The organism is Pseudomonas sp. BYT-1 (assembly GCF_023611805.1).
GTDB classification, from domain to species: Bacteria; Pseudomonadota; Gammaproteobacteria; order Pseudomonadales; family Pseudomonadaceae; genus Aquipseudomonas; species Aquipseudomonas guariconensis.
On sequence record NZ_CP072559.1, the window covers coordinates 894213 to 909855 of the forward strand.

Here is a 15643-nt window from a genome sequence, read left to right on the forward strand (position 1 = left end):
CCTGGTCAGGCTGAAGTCGGGTGTCAGTGCAACTGATCGTCCAGTTTCTTGTGCTTCCAGCTGTCGTTGCCCGGCAGGATCAGGTTCAGGGCGATGGCCACGATGGCGCACAGGGCGATGCCCTTCAGACCCCAGTCATCGGGGCCGTCGCCGCTGCCGATCAATACGCCGCCGATGCCGAACACCAGGGTCACCGAGACGATCACCAGGTTGCGGGCTTCGGCCAGGTCGATCTTGTGACGGATCATGGTGTTCATGCCCACTGCGGCGATCGAGCCGAACAGCAGGCACAGAATCCCGCCCATCACCGGTACCGGAATGCTTTGCAACAGCGCGCCGAACTTGCCGATGAACGCCAAGGTGATGGCGAAAATCGCCGCCCAGGTCATGATCTTCGGGTTGTAGTTCTTGGTCAGCATCACTGCGCCGGTCACTTCGGCATAGGTGGTGTTGGGCGGGCCGCCGAACAGGCCGGCTGCGGTGGTGGCCAGGCCATCGCCGAGCAGGGTACGGTGCAGGCCCGGCTTTTTCAGGTAATCGCGCCCGGTCACGCTGCCCACGGCAATGACGCCGCCGATGTGCTCGATCGCCGGAGCCAGAGCCACCGGAACGATGAACAGGATCGCCTGCCAGTTGAATGCCGGCGCGGTGAATTTCGGCAGCTCCAGCCAGGGCGCCGAGGCGATCTTGGCGGTATCGACCACCCCAAAGGCGAACGACAGGCCAAAGCCCACCAGCACGCCGGCGATGATCGGTACCAGACGGAAGATCCCCTTGCCGAACACGGCCACGATCAGCGTGGTCAGCAATGCCGGCATGGAGATCAACATGGCGGTCTTGTACGGCATCAGCACACTGCCATCACCGGCCTTGCCCATGGCCATATTGGCCGCGATCGGCGCCATGGCCAGGCCGATGGAGATGATCACCGGGCCGATCACCACAGGCGGTAGCATACGGTCGATGAAACCGGTGCCCTTGATCTTCACCATCAGGCCCATGAAGGTGTACACGAAGCCCGCTGCCATCACGCCGCCCATGGTCTCGGCCAGGCCGAACTGGCCCTTTGCGAGAATGATGGGGGTGATGAAGGCAAAGCTGGAGGCCAGGAATACTGGGACCTGGCGGCCTGTAACCAGCTGGAACAGCAAGGTGCCGATGCCCGCGGTGAACAGCGCCACGTTGGGGTCGAGGCCGGTGATCAGCGGCATCAGTACCAGCGCGCCGAATGCCACGAAGAGCATCTGCGCGCCCGAGACGACCTGGCGCCAGAGCGGGTCGTTGAAGCCGTCCTGCATGGTCAGGCGTCCTTCTGCTTGGTGCCGAAGATCTTGTCGCCGGCATCACCGAGGCCTGGGACGATGTAGCCGTGTTCGTTCAGGCGCTGGTCGATCGATGCGGTGTAGATCTGCACGTCTGGGTGGGCTTTCTCCACCACGGCGATGCCTTCGGGTGCGGCGACCAGGACCATGGCGCGGATCTCTTTGCAGCCTGCCTTCTTGAGCAGGTCGATGGTGGCGACCATCGAGCCGCCGGTGGCCAGCATCGGATCGATGATCAGGGCCAGGCGCTGGTTGATGTCCGGCGCGAGCTTTTCCAGGTAGGTATGTGCTTCGAGGGTTTCTTCGTTGCGGGCAACGCCCACGGCGCTCACCTTGGCGCCCGGCACCAGGCTGAGCACACCATCGAGCATGCCGATGCCTGCGCGCAGGATCGGAACCACGGTGATCTTCTTGCCGGCGATTTTCTCGACCTGCACCTTGCCGCACCAGCCGTCGATCTCGTAGGTCTCCAGCGGCAGGTCCTGGGTGGCTTCATAGGTCAGGAGCGCGCCGACTTCCTGGGCGAGTTCGCGAAAATTCTTGGTGCTGATATCGGCGCGGCGCATCAGGCCGAGCTTGTGGCGGATCAGCGGGTGGCGGATCTCACGAGTAGGCATAGGGGAGGGCTCCGGGAGGCGGGCAAAAAAACGGCGGTAGATTAATCTATTCAGTCCTGCATGTCGTCTGCTCATTCTGGACGTTAGTCCATAAATGCTTGATCTGGGGCGGGCGGATGCGTACCTTTGCCCGCTTTTCCAATTCCGAGCCCCCTGGAGAGCGCCATGTCCGCCGATCTCGAGCATATCCGTCAAGTCATGCGCGAGGCTGACTGCCTGTACACCGAAGCCGAGGTCGAAGCGGCCATCGCCAAGGTCGGCAAGCAGATCTGCCAAGACCTGCATGACAAGAACCCGGTGGTCTTCTGTGTCATGAACGGTGGCCTGATCTTCGCCGGCAAGCTGCTGACTCACCTGCAGTTCCCGCTTGAGGCCTCCTACCTGCACGCCACGCGTTACCGCAACCAAACCAGCGGCGGCGAACTGTTCTGGAAGGCCAAGCCTGAGATTTCCTTCATCGACCGCGACGTGCTGATCGTCGACGACATCCTCGATGAGGGTCACACCCTCAGCGCCATCATCGATTTCTGCAAGCATGCCGGTGCCCGCTCCGTGCACACCGCGGTGCTGATCGACAAGGATCACGACCGTAAAGCCAGCCCGGACCTCAAGGCCAACTATGCCGGCTTGCCGTGCGTCGACCGCTACATCTTCGGCTACGGCATGGACTACAAAGGCTATTGGCGCAACGCCAACGGCATCTTCGCAGTCAAGGGCCTGTGACCATGCGCCAACCTGCATTCATCGACCACGCGTTGTTTGCCGAGTTGGCGCAAAAAGCTGCCGACAGCCCCCGTGGGCGGCAACACCATAATTTCCATGAGATGGAAGAACCCTGCCACCGCATGGCCGTCGGCCTGCAGCCCACCACCTACATCCCGCCCCACCGCCACCTGAGCGACGACAAGGCCGAGGCGCTGATCGTGCTCAAGGGGCGCCTGGGCCTGTTGATCTTCGACGAGCAGGGCGTGGTGATCGACAAGCGGGTGATGCAGGCCGGAGGCGATTGCCTGGGTGTCGACCTGGCGCCGGGTACCTACCATGGGCTGGTGGTGCTCGAAGCCGACAGCATGCTGTTCGAATGCAAGGCCGGGCCCTACCGGCCGGTGGGCGAGGGCGAGCATGCTCATTGGGCGCCGCGTGAGGGCGAGCCGGGCGTGGCCGAATACCATGCGTGGATGCGTGCGCAGTTCGAGTAGCGTTCGCGGGTAAGCCTGGTCCGCAGTGCCTTTGGGGGCGAGTTTACCCACTAAGACGACACCGCAGAGCAAGGCAGTTTCACCACGAACCTGAGTGGCAGCGGTTTTCTGCGAAGGGACGCAGACGCAATCAAAAAGCGCCACGCCCACTCAGGATCCTGAACCCACCTCCATGCTAGAGTGCTTCTCCCTGCCAAGGAGCCTCACATGCGTGCGATTCTTCCTTTCCTGCTGGCGGTGAGCCTGCCGCTGTCCGCGGCGCCGCTGCATGGCCAGTTCCTGCCCCCCGATGAGCTGTCCCTGCGCCAAGAGGCTCCGACAGCCCAGCAACTGCTGCAGGTGACCGACTATTCGGTGGTGACCGGCATCCAGCGCCAGTCCGACCAGCAACCCATCCCGATCACCTCATCGTTGCTGTTGCGCCTGAAGGGCAAGCCCTTGAGCAAGGGCGCCACCCTCAGCCAGGTCTTGATCAATTTCGATGGCGAAGGCGGCAAGAGCCTGAAGAAGCCGGTCTACGACGAGAAGACCCGAACCCTCACCTTGAGCTATCCGCTGGCCAACTATCGAGTGATCATGGACCTGCTGCGCAACGAGACGTTGTACGTGCAGTTCCTCACTTACCCCAACGGTCATCTTTGGGCGGATCTGCACACCGGCACCGTACGTACGCGTTGAGACCCGCGGGCCGTGAGGGGTAAACTGCGGGCCTTTGAATGCCCATATGGCCCAGTTGGAGTCGGCAATGCGTAAAGACAAGAAGCAGGTTATTGGTGACGAGATCAGCGACGACTACGTCAAGACGTTCCTCCAGTTCGAGCCGGCCGATGGCGTGACCTCGCCATCGCTGCACAAACTGGTCAAGGCCTATCGTGGCCTGCGCGTAGACGATTTCGAGCGTTTCGTCGGCTTCTTCGTCGAGGCGGGTCTGGACCTGGACGGCAAAGATGAGCACGGCAAGACCTTTGTCGAGCTGATCGCCGACCAGCGCAATGCGCTTGAATACATCGAGATCATCAATAACGCCCGTGGCTGATCGGTAAGCCTGTGCCGACCTTTCGCGGGTAGGCCCGCTCCCACAGGGTTCATCGCAATGCTTGTGGGCGCGGTTTCCCGCGAAGAGCACCGCAAATCCAGGCACAAAAAAACGCCCCGAGGGGCGTTTTTTTGTGGGTCGGTATCAAGCGTAGTGCTGGGCCGGGCTGCTGGTGTCTTCCACCATTTCCAGCGCTTCGTCGTTCTGTGCGCTGATCTTGTGGTAGAGCGCGGCATCGGTGGCCAGGACCTTCTCGCGAGCCGGGAAGATCTCCTTGAGCTTGGCAGCCCAGGCACCCTTGGCCTGCTCGGGGAAGCAGCGCTCGATCAGTTCAAGCATGATCGAGACGGTCACCGAAGCGCCTGGCGAGGCGCCGAGCAGGGCTGCCAGGCTGCCGTCCTGTGCCGAGACCAGCTCGGTACCGAATTGCAGAATGCCGCCTTTCTTCGGATCCTTCTTGATGATCTGCACGCGCTGGCCTGCAACTTCCAGACGCCAGTCCTCGGCTTTGGCTTCAGGGTAGAAGCGGCGCAGGGCCTCCAGGCGTTGTTCCATCGACTGCATCACTTCGCTGACCAGGTATTTGGTCAGGTCCATGTTGTCACGGGCGACGGCCAGCATCGGGCCGATGTTGCCCATGCGTACCGACAGCGGTAGGTCGAGCAGAGAGCCGTGCTTGAGGAACTTGGTGGTGAAGCCTGCATACGGGCCGAACAGCAGCGACTTCTTGCCATCGACCACACGGGTGTCCAGGTGTGGAACCGACATGGGCGGAGCGCCGACCGCGGCCTGGCTGTAGACCTTGGCCTGGTGCTGCTTGACGATCTCGGGGTTGTCGCAGCGCAGCCACTGGCCGCTGACCGGGAAACCGCCGAAGCCCTTGCTTTCGGGGATGCCGGACATCTGCAGCAACGGCAGGGCCGCGCCGCCAGCGCCGAGGAAGACGAAGCGGGCATCGACTTCACGGCTGCCGCCGCTGTTGACGTCCTTGATGCTGACGGTCCAGCCGCTGCCGTTGCGGCGCAGGCCGACGACCTTCTTGCTGTACTTGACCTGCGCATCGGCGCAGTTGCCCAGTTGCTTGAGCAGCTTGTTGGTCAGGGCGCCGAAGTTCACGTCGGTACCCTTGATCACGCGTGTGGCGGCGATGCGCTGGTCGGCCGGGCGGCCCGGCATCATCAGCGGCATCCACTGCTCCATCACGGCCTTGTCTTCGGTGTACTCCATCTCGCTGAAGGCATGGTGCTGTTTGAGCAGCTCGAAGCGCTTCTTGAGGAAGGAAACGCCCTTGTCACCTTCGACATAGCTCAGGTGCGGGACCGGATTGATGAAGGCACGTGGCGAGCCGAAGCTGCCCTTGCGCACGAGATAGGCCCAGAACTGGCGGGACACCTCGAACTGGGTATTGATGTGCACAGCCTTCTTGATGTCGATGCTGCCATCGGCGGCCTGAGGCGTGTAGTTCAGCTCGCACAGGCCTGCGTGGCCCGTCCCTGCGTTGTTCCAGGGGTTGGAACTTTCCGCGGCACCGGAGTCCATCGCCTCGACGACCTCCAGCTTGATCGACGGGTCGAGTTCCTTGAGCAGTACGGCCAGGGTGGCACTCATGATGCCCGCGCCTACCAGTACCACATCAACCGATTCGTTCTGCGCCATTAACGCGTCTCCACAATCTACAGCACCTAATTGACAGCATAGGATCCCTGGGTTGGCCAGGATCGCCATGTCCGACTCTTCGCAGTTCTTGCCACTTCCGCGGACCCTGCCAATTCAGTCTTGGTGTTCGGCTATTGAACGCCCTTGCCACGGGTGCGGCAATTCGACTTATGGTCAAGGTATCCGCCGTGCGGTATGGACCGGCTTCAGTACTTCATCGAGGATGAGCACTTTTGCCGTCTGTTCGAGGCTGTTCGGGATGCATCTGTCGCTTTTGCACATGCCAGACTGTTCATTTGCTCGCCACACTCTTGTGAAGTTTGAAAAACCCGTTTTTTCACGCTCTTTTGGAACGTGAACCTCAAAAGGGACTGCGCGATGGCAATCCACAGGTTCCTGCAATGCGAAGGCCGGGACAGCAGGCGCGGCGGATGCAAGACCTGAGTGGAAGGCTCTCTGTGGGCAAAGCGTCGAAAGTGCCGTGGTCAACGGCGATGCGGGGCCCGATCAGGAGACGTCCTTATAATCGGGGGGAGATTATAACGATGTCGCGGGCAGAAAGGTGCGCTTAATGGGCTTTTTATTGCTGCGTTTGTCAGGCTGGCAGGGTGCGTTGCTGCCAGCGGCGGCTTGCGTGGGCGCAAACCCGAGCACTGTCCGGTAGCGGCTGGCCAAGCCAGCCCAGCTGGGCTTCGCTGACCTGTACCCAGCCGCTGCTGCTGGGCCGTCGTGTGCAGTGCAGGAATCCAAGGCAATTGCCCTCGGCATCGAGGCGGACATAGGTGTTCTGGCGGGGGCGGGAGAAAAGCAGATTCCACAGCGAGGTCATGGCGGCGATCCTGTTCGGTCTGTCTGGCAACAGGATGAACGCCCGGCATGAAACCCATGTGACAACCGCAATTAAGGAGGCGGATCGGTTGCTCGGCTGCTTTTTCTAACAGCTTGCAGCGTGAAGCTTGTCGCTAGGTATACTGTGGGCCTTTGCCGTATTTTCTGGAGAAACGCGCATGTTGCAACGTCTGTTGTTCGGTTTGATCGCGGTGGCCAGCCTGAGCCTGGTCGGTTGTGCCCACAGCCCGCAACAACTCAGCCCGCAACCCAAGCTCACCGCCCAGCTCAATCCGGTCGGCCGTGGCCAGCCGGTCGTGGTCAAGGTGGTCGATGGCCGTGCCTCGCAATCGCTGGGGACCCGGGGTGGCATGTACCCTGAAACCAGCACCATCAGCGTCAGTGGCAACGATATCGTGCCCAAGCTGCAGGCCCAGGCCGAGGCCGCGGTACGCCTGTTGGGCTTCACTCCGACGCCCAACGCCTACAATGCCCCTCAGTTGACCGTGACCCTGGCCGAGCTCAAGTACCAGTCGCCCAAGGACAAGATGTATGTGACCGAAGCCACCATCGGCGCCACCTTCCGTGCCGATGTGTCCAACGCCAACCGTCGCTACAGCGGCCGTTACGGTGCTTCCCTGGATCAGCGCTTCGGCATGGCGCCGAATCAGGAGACCAACACCAAGCTGGTCGGTGACGTGCTCAGCGATGCCCTGACCCGTCTGTTCAAGGACCCGACCATCGGCCAGGTCCTAGGCGAATAAGCGCAGCGCCCTCGATAAAAAGCCCGCTGCCGGGTGCTTCCGGTAGCGGGCTTTTTGTTGCCTGTGAAGAGGCTAAGGAGCAGGCCAGCTTGTCATGCGGCCTCTATACGAAAGTCGAGCAGGCTACGGCCGGTATAAATATCGACTTCGGGCAGGTCTTGGTGGGCATGACCACCCAAGGCGCAATAGACCAGCCACTGGCGATCCTGGACGTTAATGGCCAAGCCGTCGATCAGCGCCTGTTGTTCATCGCTCTGGGCGACAAGGTAGAGGCGGTCCTGGTTTTCGGCGTGCAACATGACAAGCTCCATCGTAGGAAAAGGCCGACAGGGTGGCCTGTCCTGATGACGAGCGTGTGACAGTGAAATTCAATGACAGTTGGTCGCAAAATCCGAGCAGCAGGATTGGGCTTGGGTAGAATGCCGGGCTTTGCCGTCGTTCTTTTCCGAGGTTATGCGATGTCCTTGCAAGTGCTCTGGGGATTCCTGGCTGCCCATCCGGCCAAGTTGATCAATCTGCTGGCCCTGCTGATTACCTGTCCCGGCGGGCTGCTGCTGCAAAGCGCACGGCGGCGCGAAGTGGTGGCGCGGGCAAGTGGTGCGAGCGACGAGGCAGTGGTCGATGCCTTCGACCAGCGGGTGCCGCGGTACTACTACATCCTCGGATTCTCTTGCCTGGCCATGGCGCTGCTGCTGTCCTGGTTCAGCACCTGGATCTGAACACCGGATGCCCCTGTTGGGACGGGTAACCCGCCCCAACAGGGGATATTTCAGGCGACGGGGCTTTGAGCCTTGACCTGGTACTGGTTGCGCACCGGGGTGGCGTACTGCTGCACCAGGTAGGGCTGGTGTTCCACCGGGCAAGCGTCCAGGCGGCGCTGCCATTCTTCCTTGGCCTTGGCCAATTCCTGCGCGGGGAACAGTTTCTCCGCACTCGGCACCTGCAGGGCCGGGTCTGCTTCACTCCACATGCCATAGGCCAGGTAATGCACCGGGAACAGGCGGTAGCCGCCGAGAATCTGCCGGTCGATTTCCTGCGCCAGTTGCTTGGTGTCTTCGAAGTACTCGGTCACCGGGGCCGCGAAGCTGATATGCACCCGACCTTTGTAGCCGGTGATGCCCTGGGCGATGCTGTTGTCGTCCTCGCCCGGTGCCTTCTTGTAGGTGCCGGTGGTGGCGCGGATGTACAGCTCGCGGGCCTTGGCCAGGTCGCAGGGATCGTACTCGTAGCTGATCGACACCGGTGTCAGGTTCAGGCTCTGGATCACGGCGCCGAAGGCTTCGTCCTTGCGGCTCATGTGGAACATCTTGAGGATCGCCGAATCGGTACGGTCATCGCCGTCCTTGGCCCGTCCTTCGGCCTGGGCGATCCAGATCGACACGCAGTCGTTGCGGATCGAGTGATTGATATAGGCCGACAACAGCTGGTAGGCGGCGAGTTTTTCCCGGCGACCGCTCAGCGAGCGATGGACGATGAAGCTCTTGTTCAGGCGCATCATGTCGCTGACGAAGGGCTTTTGCAGCAGGTTGTCGCCAATGGCGATGCGCGGCGTCGGCAGGCCGGCGTGATACACCGCGTAATTGACGAAGGCCGGGTCCATGACGATGTCGCGGTGGTTGGCCAGGAACAGGTAGGCCGTCCCTGACTTGAGCTGCTCGACCCCGGAGTAGGTAACCCCATCGGTGGCGCGCTCGATGGTCTGGTCGACGTAGTGCTCGACCTTGTCCTGCAGGGTCGAGACGCAGGTAACGCCGGCGAACTCGTTGCGCAGGCGGCGAGCGATCAGTGGCTTGAGCAGCCAGCCGAAGGCGCCGGCCGCCCGCGGGAAGCGGAAGTGGGTGAGGATATCCAGAAATGCCGGGTCGCTGAGCAGGCGTGCCAGGACGGCAGGGACCTCAGCGTCGTCGTACGGTCGGATGGCATCGAATTCGCCCATCATGCTCTCTTGTTGGAAACGGCTAGGGTAATAAGGTAGGGGTGGGGTCCGAAAAAACGGCTCGGACACACGCAGGCCCTGTAAACAGACCGGCAATTATACGCATAAGTCACCGCGGAGGCCGCGATGCTGGAAACCGACTTCTATCGTTGTCCCTATTGTGGTGAAACCGTGGAAACCACGGTGGATATCTCCGGCGGCGACCAGGTGTACACCGAGGACTGTCAGGTGTGTTGCCAGCCAGTGGTGTTCATCTTGCAGGTGCATGGTGACGAATGGATGCTCGATGTCAGACGCGAGGATGATGCCTGATGATGCGTATCTACGAGCCGGAGAGCCTGATGGAGGCGCAGTTGCTGGTGGGCATGCTGGCCAGCGAGGGTGTCCAGGTGCATCTGGCCGGGCGTGATCTGGTCGGCGCTGCCGGCGAGTTGCCGATGCAAGGGTTGCTCGGTCTGGTAGTACCGGACGAGCAGGCTGGGTACGCACGGCAGTTGATCGATGCGTACAATGCGGCCCTGCCACTTGCCGGCGACGAACCGGAGAGTTTCCCCGGAACCCTGATCTGCTGAGTTTTTATCGCCATGTGTGGACGCTACGCCCTGTTTCGCTGGTCCCCGGCCTTTGCCGCCTTGCCCGGGTACCCCGCCGACCAGCAGGCGCAATGGAACATTGCCCCAGGCGCTTCGGTGCTGATCCAACGTCAGTTCGACGGCCAGATCCAGTTGGCCAGGGCCCGCTGGGGACTGACCCCGGCCTGGCTGACCGACTTATCCCGCACACCTGCCCAGGCGCGTGCCGAAACCTTGGCGGAGCAGCCGATGTTCCGCGAGGCCTTCCGCCAGAGGCGCTGTCTGATGCCGGCCAATGGTTTCTACGAGTGGCGTGGCACGGTGCGCAAGCGGCCGTACTGGCTGACACCGGGGGAGGGGGCCTCGCTGTTCTTCGCGGCGGTGTGGGAGGCGTATCCGGTGCAGGACGAGGTCTGGCTGAGTTGCGCGGTAGTGACCCAGGCGGCGATGAACCAACGTCGACCGCTGATTCTCGATGAAGCGGGGCAGGCGGCCTGGTTGGACCCGGAAACGCCGCTGGCGCGGCTGCACGAGCTGTTGTCCAGCCCACCAGCAGCGTTGCGCGAGCGGGCGCTGGCGCATTTCGTCAATGATCCGAAGCTCGATGCGCCGGAGTGCCTGACCCCGGCGTGAACCTCACGGGGCTGCAAGGCAGCCCCTTGTTCCTCAAACGCGGAACTGGTTGATCAAGCGCCGCTGCTGTTCGGCCAGCTTGGTCAGTTCGGCGCTGGCCTGGCTCGACTCGTCGGCACCGCCGGCCACTTCACCGGCCACCTGGCCAATGTTGATGACGTTGCGGTTGATGTCTTCGGCCACGGCGCTCTGCTGCTCGGCCGCGCTGGCGATCTGGGTGTTCATGTCGTTGATCACCGACACGGCCTGAGTGATGCTCTCCAGCGCTTCGGCGGCACGGGTGGCCTGTTGCACGCTGTCGTCGGTCTTGCCCTGGCTGTCTTCCATGACCTTGACCACTTCGCGGGTGCCTTGCTGCTGCTGTTGGATCATCTGCTGGATTTCTTCGGTGGCCTGCTGGGTCTTCTGCGCCAGGTTGCGGACCTCGTCGGCGACCACGGCAAAGCCCCGGCCTTGCTCGCCCGCGCGGGCCGCTTCGATGGCGGCGTTGAGTGCCAGCAGGTTGGTCTGCTCGGCGATGGCGCGGATCGCCACGAGGATCGCGTTGATGTTCTCGCTGTCGCGGGCCAGGGTCTGGACCACCTCCACCGCACGGCCTATCTCAGTGGCCAGCACGCTGATCGAATGGGAGGTGTCGCGCACGATCTGCAAGCCCTGGTTGGCCGCCTGGTCGGCGTTGTTCGCGGCCTGGGCGGCGTGGGTCGCATTGCGCGCCACGTCCTGGGCAGTGGCAGTCATTTCCTGCACGGCAGTGGCCACCTGATCGATCTCGGCCATCTGCTTGTGCACGCCTTGGTTGGTGCGAATGGCGATATCGGCAGTGTGCTCCGAGGAGTCGCTGACTTTCTGCACCGAGCCCACCACCTGGGTGATCATCGCCTGCAACTTGGCCAGGAAGGTGTTGAAGCCCTTGGCGATCGCGCCCAGTTCGTCGGCACGGTCGCTGTGCAGGCGGCGGGTAAGGTCGCCTTCGCCCTGGGCGATGTCGTCGAGCATGGCCACCATCTGACGCAGGGGGCGGGCGATACCGTGGGCCAGCAGCCAGATCACCAACAAGCCGATGGCGGCGATACCCAGACCCATCAGGGTCATGCCGGTGATGTCGGTGCGCCGTTGTGCGGCGAGGTCTTTCTGCAGTTGGTTGACGTCGGCCATCACTGTGCTCAGCGGCAGTTCGAGCAGCAGCGTCCAGCGGGCGTCGGTGCTGGCGACGCGGAAGGGCAAGTAGAGTTCGATGCGGTCCTTGGTTTCGTCGAGCTCATAGTGGAGGTTTTCGCCAGTCAGGGACGTAAGCGTGCCCGACTCCTCGGCATCCAGCACATCACTGGCTTTTTCGCCGAACTTCGACGGGTCACGGGTATAGGCCACCAGGCGGCCGTTGCTCGAGACCAGGGCCAGTTCGCCGGCGCCGTCGTATAGCTGACGGTCGGCGTTGTTGAGCAAGTCCTGGATGAAGTCTACCGACAGGTCGGCACCGGCCATGCCCTGGAACTGGCCATCGATCATGATCGGTGCGACGAACGAGGCGAGCATGACGGTCTTGTCGCCCACCTTGTAGGGCGCCGGATCGATCACACAGGGCTTCTTCGACTCTTTCGGGCACAGGTAGTACTCACTGGCGCGTACGCCTGTGGCCAGCACGGTATGGTCGTTCACATCGATCAGCTTGTCCTGGCCGAGGCTGCCGTCACCATTACGGAACCACCACGGCAGGAAACGTCCCGTGGCGCTATCGACGCCAACCATGTTGCTGCCGACATAGCGGGCATCGTCATGGTCCAGGGCATTGGGCTCCCAACCCAGGTAGGCGCCGAGCACGGTCGGGTTGACCTCGACGGTGCGCTTGAGTTGGTTGACCAGGGATTGGCGGTCGACGCGCATCAGCGGTTGGCCGTCGGTGCCTTGCATGCCGATCATGGCATTGCTGGTGGCCAGGCTGCGGGCAATCAGCAGCGGCGCTTCCAGCCCGCGCTGGATCTCGCTGACTTGCGTACGGGCCAGGGCCCCCAGGCGTTGCTCGATCACGTTTTCAAACTGTTGACGGGTGCGTTCCTGCACCAGCGACTGAGTGCGTTCGCCGGAGTACACGGCGTACAGCACCAGGGCCGCGACAATGCTCAAAACGATGGCGCCCGCCAGGGCAGCCACGGAAAACTGAATCGACTTGAACTTCATGGGGCACCGCGTTCGAGAATGATTGTTTCCCGGGTTATCGGCGGGGCCTGGCGAAAGCATGAGGGGTGATGAGAAATCTTACCTGCGGCTCTGGCGAGGCCAGGCGACTCGGCCTAGGATACGCGGCATGTAAAAACGGAGTGCTTTCATGCGTAGTTCATTCGTTGCCAGCCTGATCGGCGCCAGTATCCTGCTGTCTGGTTGCCAGGCAGTGAATACCACCAGCGGTGGTGCCGTGGGCGTCGATCGCCAGCAGTACATGTTCAGCATGCTCTCGACCGACCAGGTCAACCAGATGTATGCCCAGTCGTATCAACAGACGCTCAGCGAGGCCTCGAGCAAGGGTGAGCTGGACAAGAGCAGCGCCAAGGCCAAGCGTATCCAGGCCATCGCCAGCCGCCTGATCGCCCAGGCGCCCAAGTTCCGGCCGGACGCCGCGCAGTGGAACTGGGAGGTCAACCTGATCGACAGCGACGAGCTCAACGCCAACTGTGGCCCGGGCGGAAAGATCATTTTTTATACCGGCCTGATGGACAAGCTGCAGCTCACCGACGCTGAGATTGCTGCTGTACTGGGTCATGAAATCGCCCATGCCCTGCGCGAGCATGGCCGCGAAGCCATGTCCAAGGCCTATGGGGTGGAAATGGCGCGCCAAGGCGCCGGTGCTCTGTTCGGCCTGGGTCAGGGCGGCATGGCCCTGGCGGACACCGTGGTGAACTACGCCATGACCCTGCCCAACAGCCGCGCCAACGAGAACGAGGCCGACCTGATCGGCCTGGAGCTGGCGGCGCGTGCCGGTTACGACCCGAATGCCGCGATCACCTTATGGAACAAGATGAGCAAGGCCTCCGAAGGCGCGCCGCCTGAGTTCATGAGCACCCACCCGGCCTCAAGCAGCCGTATTGCCTCGCTGCAGGCGGCGATTCCGAAGGTGATGCCGCTCTACCAGGCTGCCAAGAAGTAAGCTGCAAGCTTCAGGCTTCAAGCTGTTAGGACGGCGTGACTCGCTTCTCTTGCAGCTTGCAGCTTGCAGCTTCAGTCTTTAGCCCACCCAGCCGCTGGCTTTCATGGCCGAGTACACGGCGACGATGGCCAGTACGAAGAATGCAGCCGCTGCCAGGCGTCGAATCAGTGTCAGTGGCAGCTTCTCGGCGGCGAAGTTGCCCGCCAGCACAACCGGCACGTTGGCGATCAGCATGCCCAGGGTGGTCCCGAGGATGACCATGATCAGGTGAGGATACTGGGCCGCCAGCATGACCGTGGCGACCTGGGTCTTGTCGCCGATTTCAGCCAGGAAAAATGCGATCAGCGTGGTGACGAAGGGGCCGAAGCGGCGTGCGGCGCTGTTTTCGTCATCGTCCATCTTGTCTGGAACCAAGGTCCACAGGGCTGTTGCAGCGAAGCTCGCGGCGAGGATCCAGTGCAATACCGTCTCGCTGAAGAAACTGCTGACCCAGGCGCCCACGGCACCGGCGGCGGCATGGTTGGCGAGGGTGGCTGCGATGATGCCGGCGATGATCGGCCAAGGCTTGCGAAAACGCGCGGCGAGAATGAGGGCGAGCAATTGCGTCTTGTCGCCGATTTCAGCGAGGGCGACGATTGCGGTGGGGACGAGCAGGGATTCCAGCATCAGGTTTCCTACGGGGGCGGGTCGACACGGCTATGACACGTACGACCTCCCCGCCCCGGGTAAGGTGTGCGTGTCATAGGTCTTGTCAAACCCTGGATCTGTCTGCGCAGACCGCGGGTCGCACGCGCCATGGCCTGTGGGCCAAGTGTGTTGACGCGTGCCGGGCGAGCAGGGCGCTCGCGGGAGACTACTCCCCTAGGACGGTGCGGATTCTGCCTAGGTGAATGCGTTTCGGCAAGCCCTGTTTTCAGCCGCGTGTGGCCTGGTAGATACGAAAGCCGTCCGCCTCGGCGCAGACCCGGCAATTGCCCAGGGCGCCTTCGATCAGCGGTTGATAGCGCAGGAAGCTATTGGCGACCAGACGCATTTCCCCACCTTTTTGCAGATGAAGACCTGACTTTTTCAGCAGGTTCTCCGATGCCTGGTAGTTGGTATGCACACCGGTATGAAAGGGCGGGTTGCTCAGGATCACATTCAGCCCGGTAGGCGCGGCATCGATGCCGTCGCCACTGATCACGTCGCCTTCCAGACCATTGGCCGCCAAGGTCAGCCGACTGCTCGCCACGGCGAAGGCATCCACATCGAGCAGGGTGACGCGGCTCTGTGGATAACGGCGTTTGATGGTCGCGCCCAGTACGCCGGCACCGCAGCCGAAGTCCAGCACGTGACCGGCCGGCAGGTTGTCCAGGTGTTGGAGCAGCAGGGCAGTGCCGCGATCCAGACGGCCATGGCTGAACACGCCGGGCAGGCTCACGACCTGCAGCGGGCCGTCTTCCAGGGGCAGCTCGAAACGTTCGGCCAGGCTCTCCAGGGGTTTGGCCTGCGGAGCATGGTCCACCGTCACTTGCCACAGCTGGCAGTGACGCGCGCTGTCGAGCTTGCGCGGCTTGCCGAAAGCTTGCAGCTGCTTGGCAGCGCCCTCGATGCCCCCGCGCTTCTCGCCTACCAGATACAACTCACGGCCTGCCAGGCGGGACGCCAGGGCATTGAGCAGATAGGCAGCAAGCTCCCGCGACTTGGGCAGAAACAGTACGGCGGCCTCGAAGGCCACTTCGGGCACGTGCACGCCATAGTGGCTGCGGTCGCTGAAACGGCTGTCGAGCAGGGCCTGGTCCCCGGCGTGCCAGGACCAGCCGCTAGCCTGCGGCAGTTGGCCGAGCAGGTCGTCGGCGGGCAGCCCGGCGAGCAACAGCGGGCCTTGGAACAGTTCGGCCTGGCGAAGCAACACTTCACTGCGCGGGTCCATGGACGACGTCTCCTGAAAAAGCGCGCAGT

General features: G+C 62.5%; 19 protein-coding genes, 1 pseudogene and 1 riboswitch. Of the genes and pseudogenes, 10 read left to right on the plus strand and 10 right to left on the minus strand.

All coding sequences use genetic code 11. The features are described from left to right. Positions 1–23 precede the first annotated feature (23 nt). Together J5X93_RS04050 and upp are read right to left on the minus strand one after the other, a co-directional pair. Positions 24–1298 (minus strand): uracil-xanthine permease family protein, encoded by a 1275-nt coding sequence (locus J5X93_RS04050; protein WP_250034459.1) that lies wholly within the window; start codon positions 1296–1298, stop codon positions 24–26. Between the two features lie 2 nt (positions 1299–1300). Beyond that, positions 1301–1939, minus strand: a complete 639-nt coding sequence (gene upp, locus J5X93_RS04055) for a uracil phosphoribosyltransferase (protein WP_028691132.1) — start codon at positions 1937–1939, stop codon at positions 1301–1303. Between the two features lie 165 nt (positions 1940–2104). Here upp and J5X93_RS04060 point away from each other — a divergent pair, with 165 nt between their 5' ends. The 4 genes from J5X93_RS04060 to J5X93_RS04075 all read left to right on the plus strand — a co-directional run bounded on the left by J5X93_RS04060 (position 2105) and on the right by J5X93_RS04075 (position 4174). Further along, the gene (locus J5X93_RS04060; RefSeq protein WP_043215311.1) at positions 2105–2662 is read left to right on the plus strand and encodes a hypoxanthine-guanine phosphoribosyltransferase; all 558 of its coding nucleotides are present in this window, start codon (positions 2105–2107) and stop codon (positions 2660–2662) included. A 2-nt stretch (positions 2663–2664) separates the two neighbouring features. Continuing rightward, positions 2665–3138 carry a WbuC family cupin fold metalloprotein gene (locus J5X93_RS04065; RefSeq protein ID WP_070576953.1) on the plus strand — a complete coding sequence of 158 codons (474 nt, stop codon included), beginning with the start codon at positions 2665–2667 and terminating at the stop codon, positions 3136–3138. A 207-nt stretch (positions 3139–3345) separates the two neighbouring features. Next, positions 3346–3816: a hypothetical protein gene (locus tag J5X93_RS04070; protein ID WP_043215307.1), complete on the plus strand. Its 471-nt coding sequence runs from the start codon at positions 3346–3348 to the stop codon at positions 3814–3816. A 67-nt stretch (positions 3817–3883) separates the two neighbouring features. Further along, positions 3884–4174 (plus strand): PA4642 family protein, encoded by a 291-nt coding sequence (locus J5X93_RS04075; RefSeq protein WP_250034460.1) that lies wholly within the window; start codon positions 3884–3886, stop codon positions 4172–4174. A gap of 144 nt (positions 4175–4318) precedes the next feature. On the opposite strand, the gene mqo is transcribed toward J5X93_RS04075, so the two are convergent. Continuing rightward, positions 4319–5830 carry a malate dehydrogenase (quinone) gene (gene mqo / locus J5X93_RS04080; RefSeq protein WP_070576955.1) on the minus strand — a complete coding sequence of 504 codons (1512 nt, stop codon included), beginning with the start codon at positions 5828–5830 and terminating at the stop codon, positions 4319–4321. Positions 5831–6425: 595 nt separating this feature from the next. Beyond that, positions 6426–6659 carry a hypothetical protein gene (locus tag J5X93_RS04085; protein WP_043213802.1) on the minus strand — a complete coding sequence of 78 codons (234 nt, stop codon included), beginning with the start codon at positions 6657–6659 and terminating at the stop codon, positions 6426–6428. Between the two features lie 178 nt (positions 6660–6837). On the opposite strand from J5X93_RS04085, the gene J5X93_RS04090 reads away from it, so the two are divergent. Continuing rightward, entirely contained in the window at positions 6838–7422 is a 585-nt protein-coding gene (locus J5X93_RS04090) for a YajG family lipoprotein (RefSeq protein ID WP_043213803.1), read from the plus strand. Positions 7423–7514: 92 nt separating this feature from the next. On the opposite strand, the gene J5X93_RS04095 is transcribed toward J5X93_RS04090, so the two are convergent. After that, a complete protein-coding gene (locus J5X93_RS04095; RefSeq protein WP_043213804.1) occupies positions 7515–7721 on the minus strand; it encodes a hypothetical protein in 207 nt (68 codons plus the stop codon). Positions 7722–7880: 159 nt separating this feature from the next. Between J5X93_RS04095 and J5X93_RS04100 the strand changes: the two genes are divergently transcribed. After that, a complete protein-coding gene (locus J5X93_RS04100) occupies positions 7881–8141 on the plus strand; it encodes a hypothetical protein (protein ID WP_043213805.1) in 261 nt (86 codons plus the stop codon). Positions 8142–8191: 50 nt separating this feature from the next. Here J5X93_RS04100 and J5X93_RS04105 read toward each other — a convergent pair whose 3' ends face one another. Then, positions 8192–9361: a 1-acyl-sn-glycerol-3-phosphate acyltransferase gene (locus tag J5X93_RS04105; protein ID WP_080642133.1), complete on the minus strand. Its 1170-nt coding sequence runs from the start codon at positions 9359–9361 to the stop codon at positions 8192–8194. 123 nt (positions 9362–9484) lie between these two features. Between J5X93_RS04105 and J5X93_RS04110 the strand changes: the two genes are divergently transcribed. From J5X93_RS04110 to J5X93_RS04120, 3 genes are read left to right on the plus strand one after another with little or no spacing between them, the layout of a single operon-like run. After that, positions 9485–9670: a CPXCG motif-containing cysteine-rich protein gene (locus J5X93_RS04110; RefSeq protein ID WP_043213807.1), complete on the plus strand. Its 186-nt coding sequence runs from the start codon at positions 9485–9487 to the stop codon at positions 9668–9670. After that, on the plus strand, positions 9670–9930 hold the full coding sequence (locus tag J5X93_RS04115) for a putative signal transducing protein (RefSeq protein ID WP_090345222.1): 261 nt from the start codon (positions 9670–9672) through the stop codon (positions 9928–9930). Before J5X93_RS04110 ends, J5X93_RS04115 begins: the two co-directional genes overlap by 1 nt. Before the next feature lie 12 nt (positions 9931–9942). Then, the gene (locus J5X93_RS04120; RefSeq protein WP_250034461.1) at positions 9943–10563 is read left to right on the plus strand and encodes an SOS response-associated peptidase; all 621 of its coding nucleotides are present in this window, start codon (positions 9943–9945) and stop codon (positions 10561–10563) included. A gap of 33 nt (positions 10564–10596) precedes the next feature. Here the strand turns inward: J5X93_RS04120 and J5X93_RS28445 are convergent, their stop codons facing one another. Both J5X93_RS28445 and J5X93_RS28450 read right to left on the minus strand, forming a co-directional pair. Beyond that, a complete protein-coding gene (locus tag J5X93_RS28445) occupies positions 10597–11439 on the minus strand; it encodes a methyl-accepting chemotaxis protein (protein ID WP_502942737.1) in 843 nt (280 codons plus the stop codon). Positions 11440–11451: 12 nt separating this feature from the next. Further along, positions 11452–12798 (minus strand): annotated as a pseudogene (locus J5X93_RS28450) (methyl-accepting chemotaxis protein); the annotation flags it as partial. 88 nt (positions 12799–12886) lie between these two features. Between J5X93_RS28450 and J5X93_RS04130 the strand changes: the two are divergent. Then, positions 12887–13702: a M48 family metallopeptidase gene (locus tag J5X93_RS04130; RefSeq protein ID WP_043213812.1), complete on the plus strand. Its 816-nt coding sequence runs from the start codon at positions 12887–12889 to the stop codon at positions 13700–13702. A gap of 78 nt (positions 13703–13780) precedes the next feature. Here the strand turns inward: J5X93_RS04130 and J5X93_RS04135 are convergent, their stop codons facing one another. Together J5X93_RS04135 and J5X93_RS04140 are read right to left on the minus strand one after the other, a co-directional pair. Next, the gene (locus tag J5X93_RS04135; protein WP_177343710.1) at positions 13781–14365 is read right to left on the minus strand and encodes a TMEM165/GDT1 family protein; all 585 of its coding nucleotides are present in this window, start codon (positions 14363–14365) and stop codon (positions 13781–13783) included. Positions 14366–14455: 90 nt separating this feature from the next. Beyond that, a riboswitch (yybP-ykoY riboswitch) is annotated at positions 14456–14576 on the minus strand. Between the two features lie 39 nt (positions 14577–14615). After that, complete coding sequence (locus tag J5X93_RS04140; RefSeq protein WP_043213815.1) at positions 14616–15614, minus strand: methyltransferase; 999 nt, start codon at positions 15612–15614, stop codon at positions 14616–14618. Positions 15615–15643: the final 29 nt, after the last annotated feature.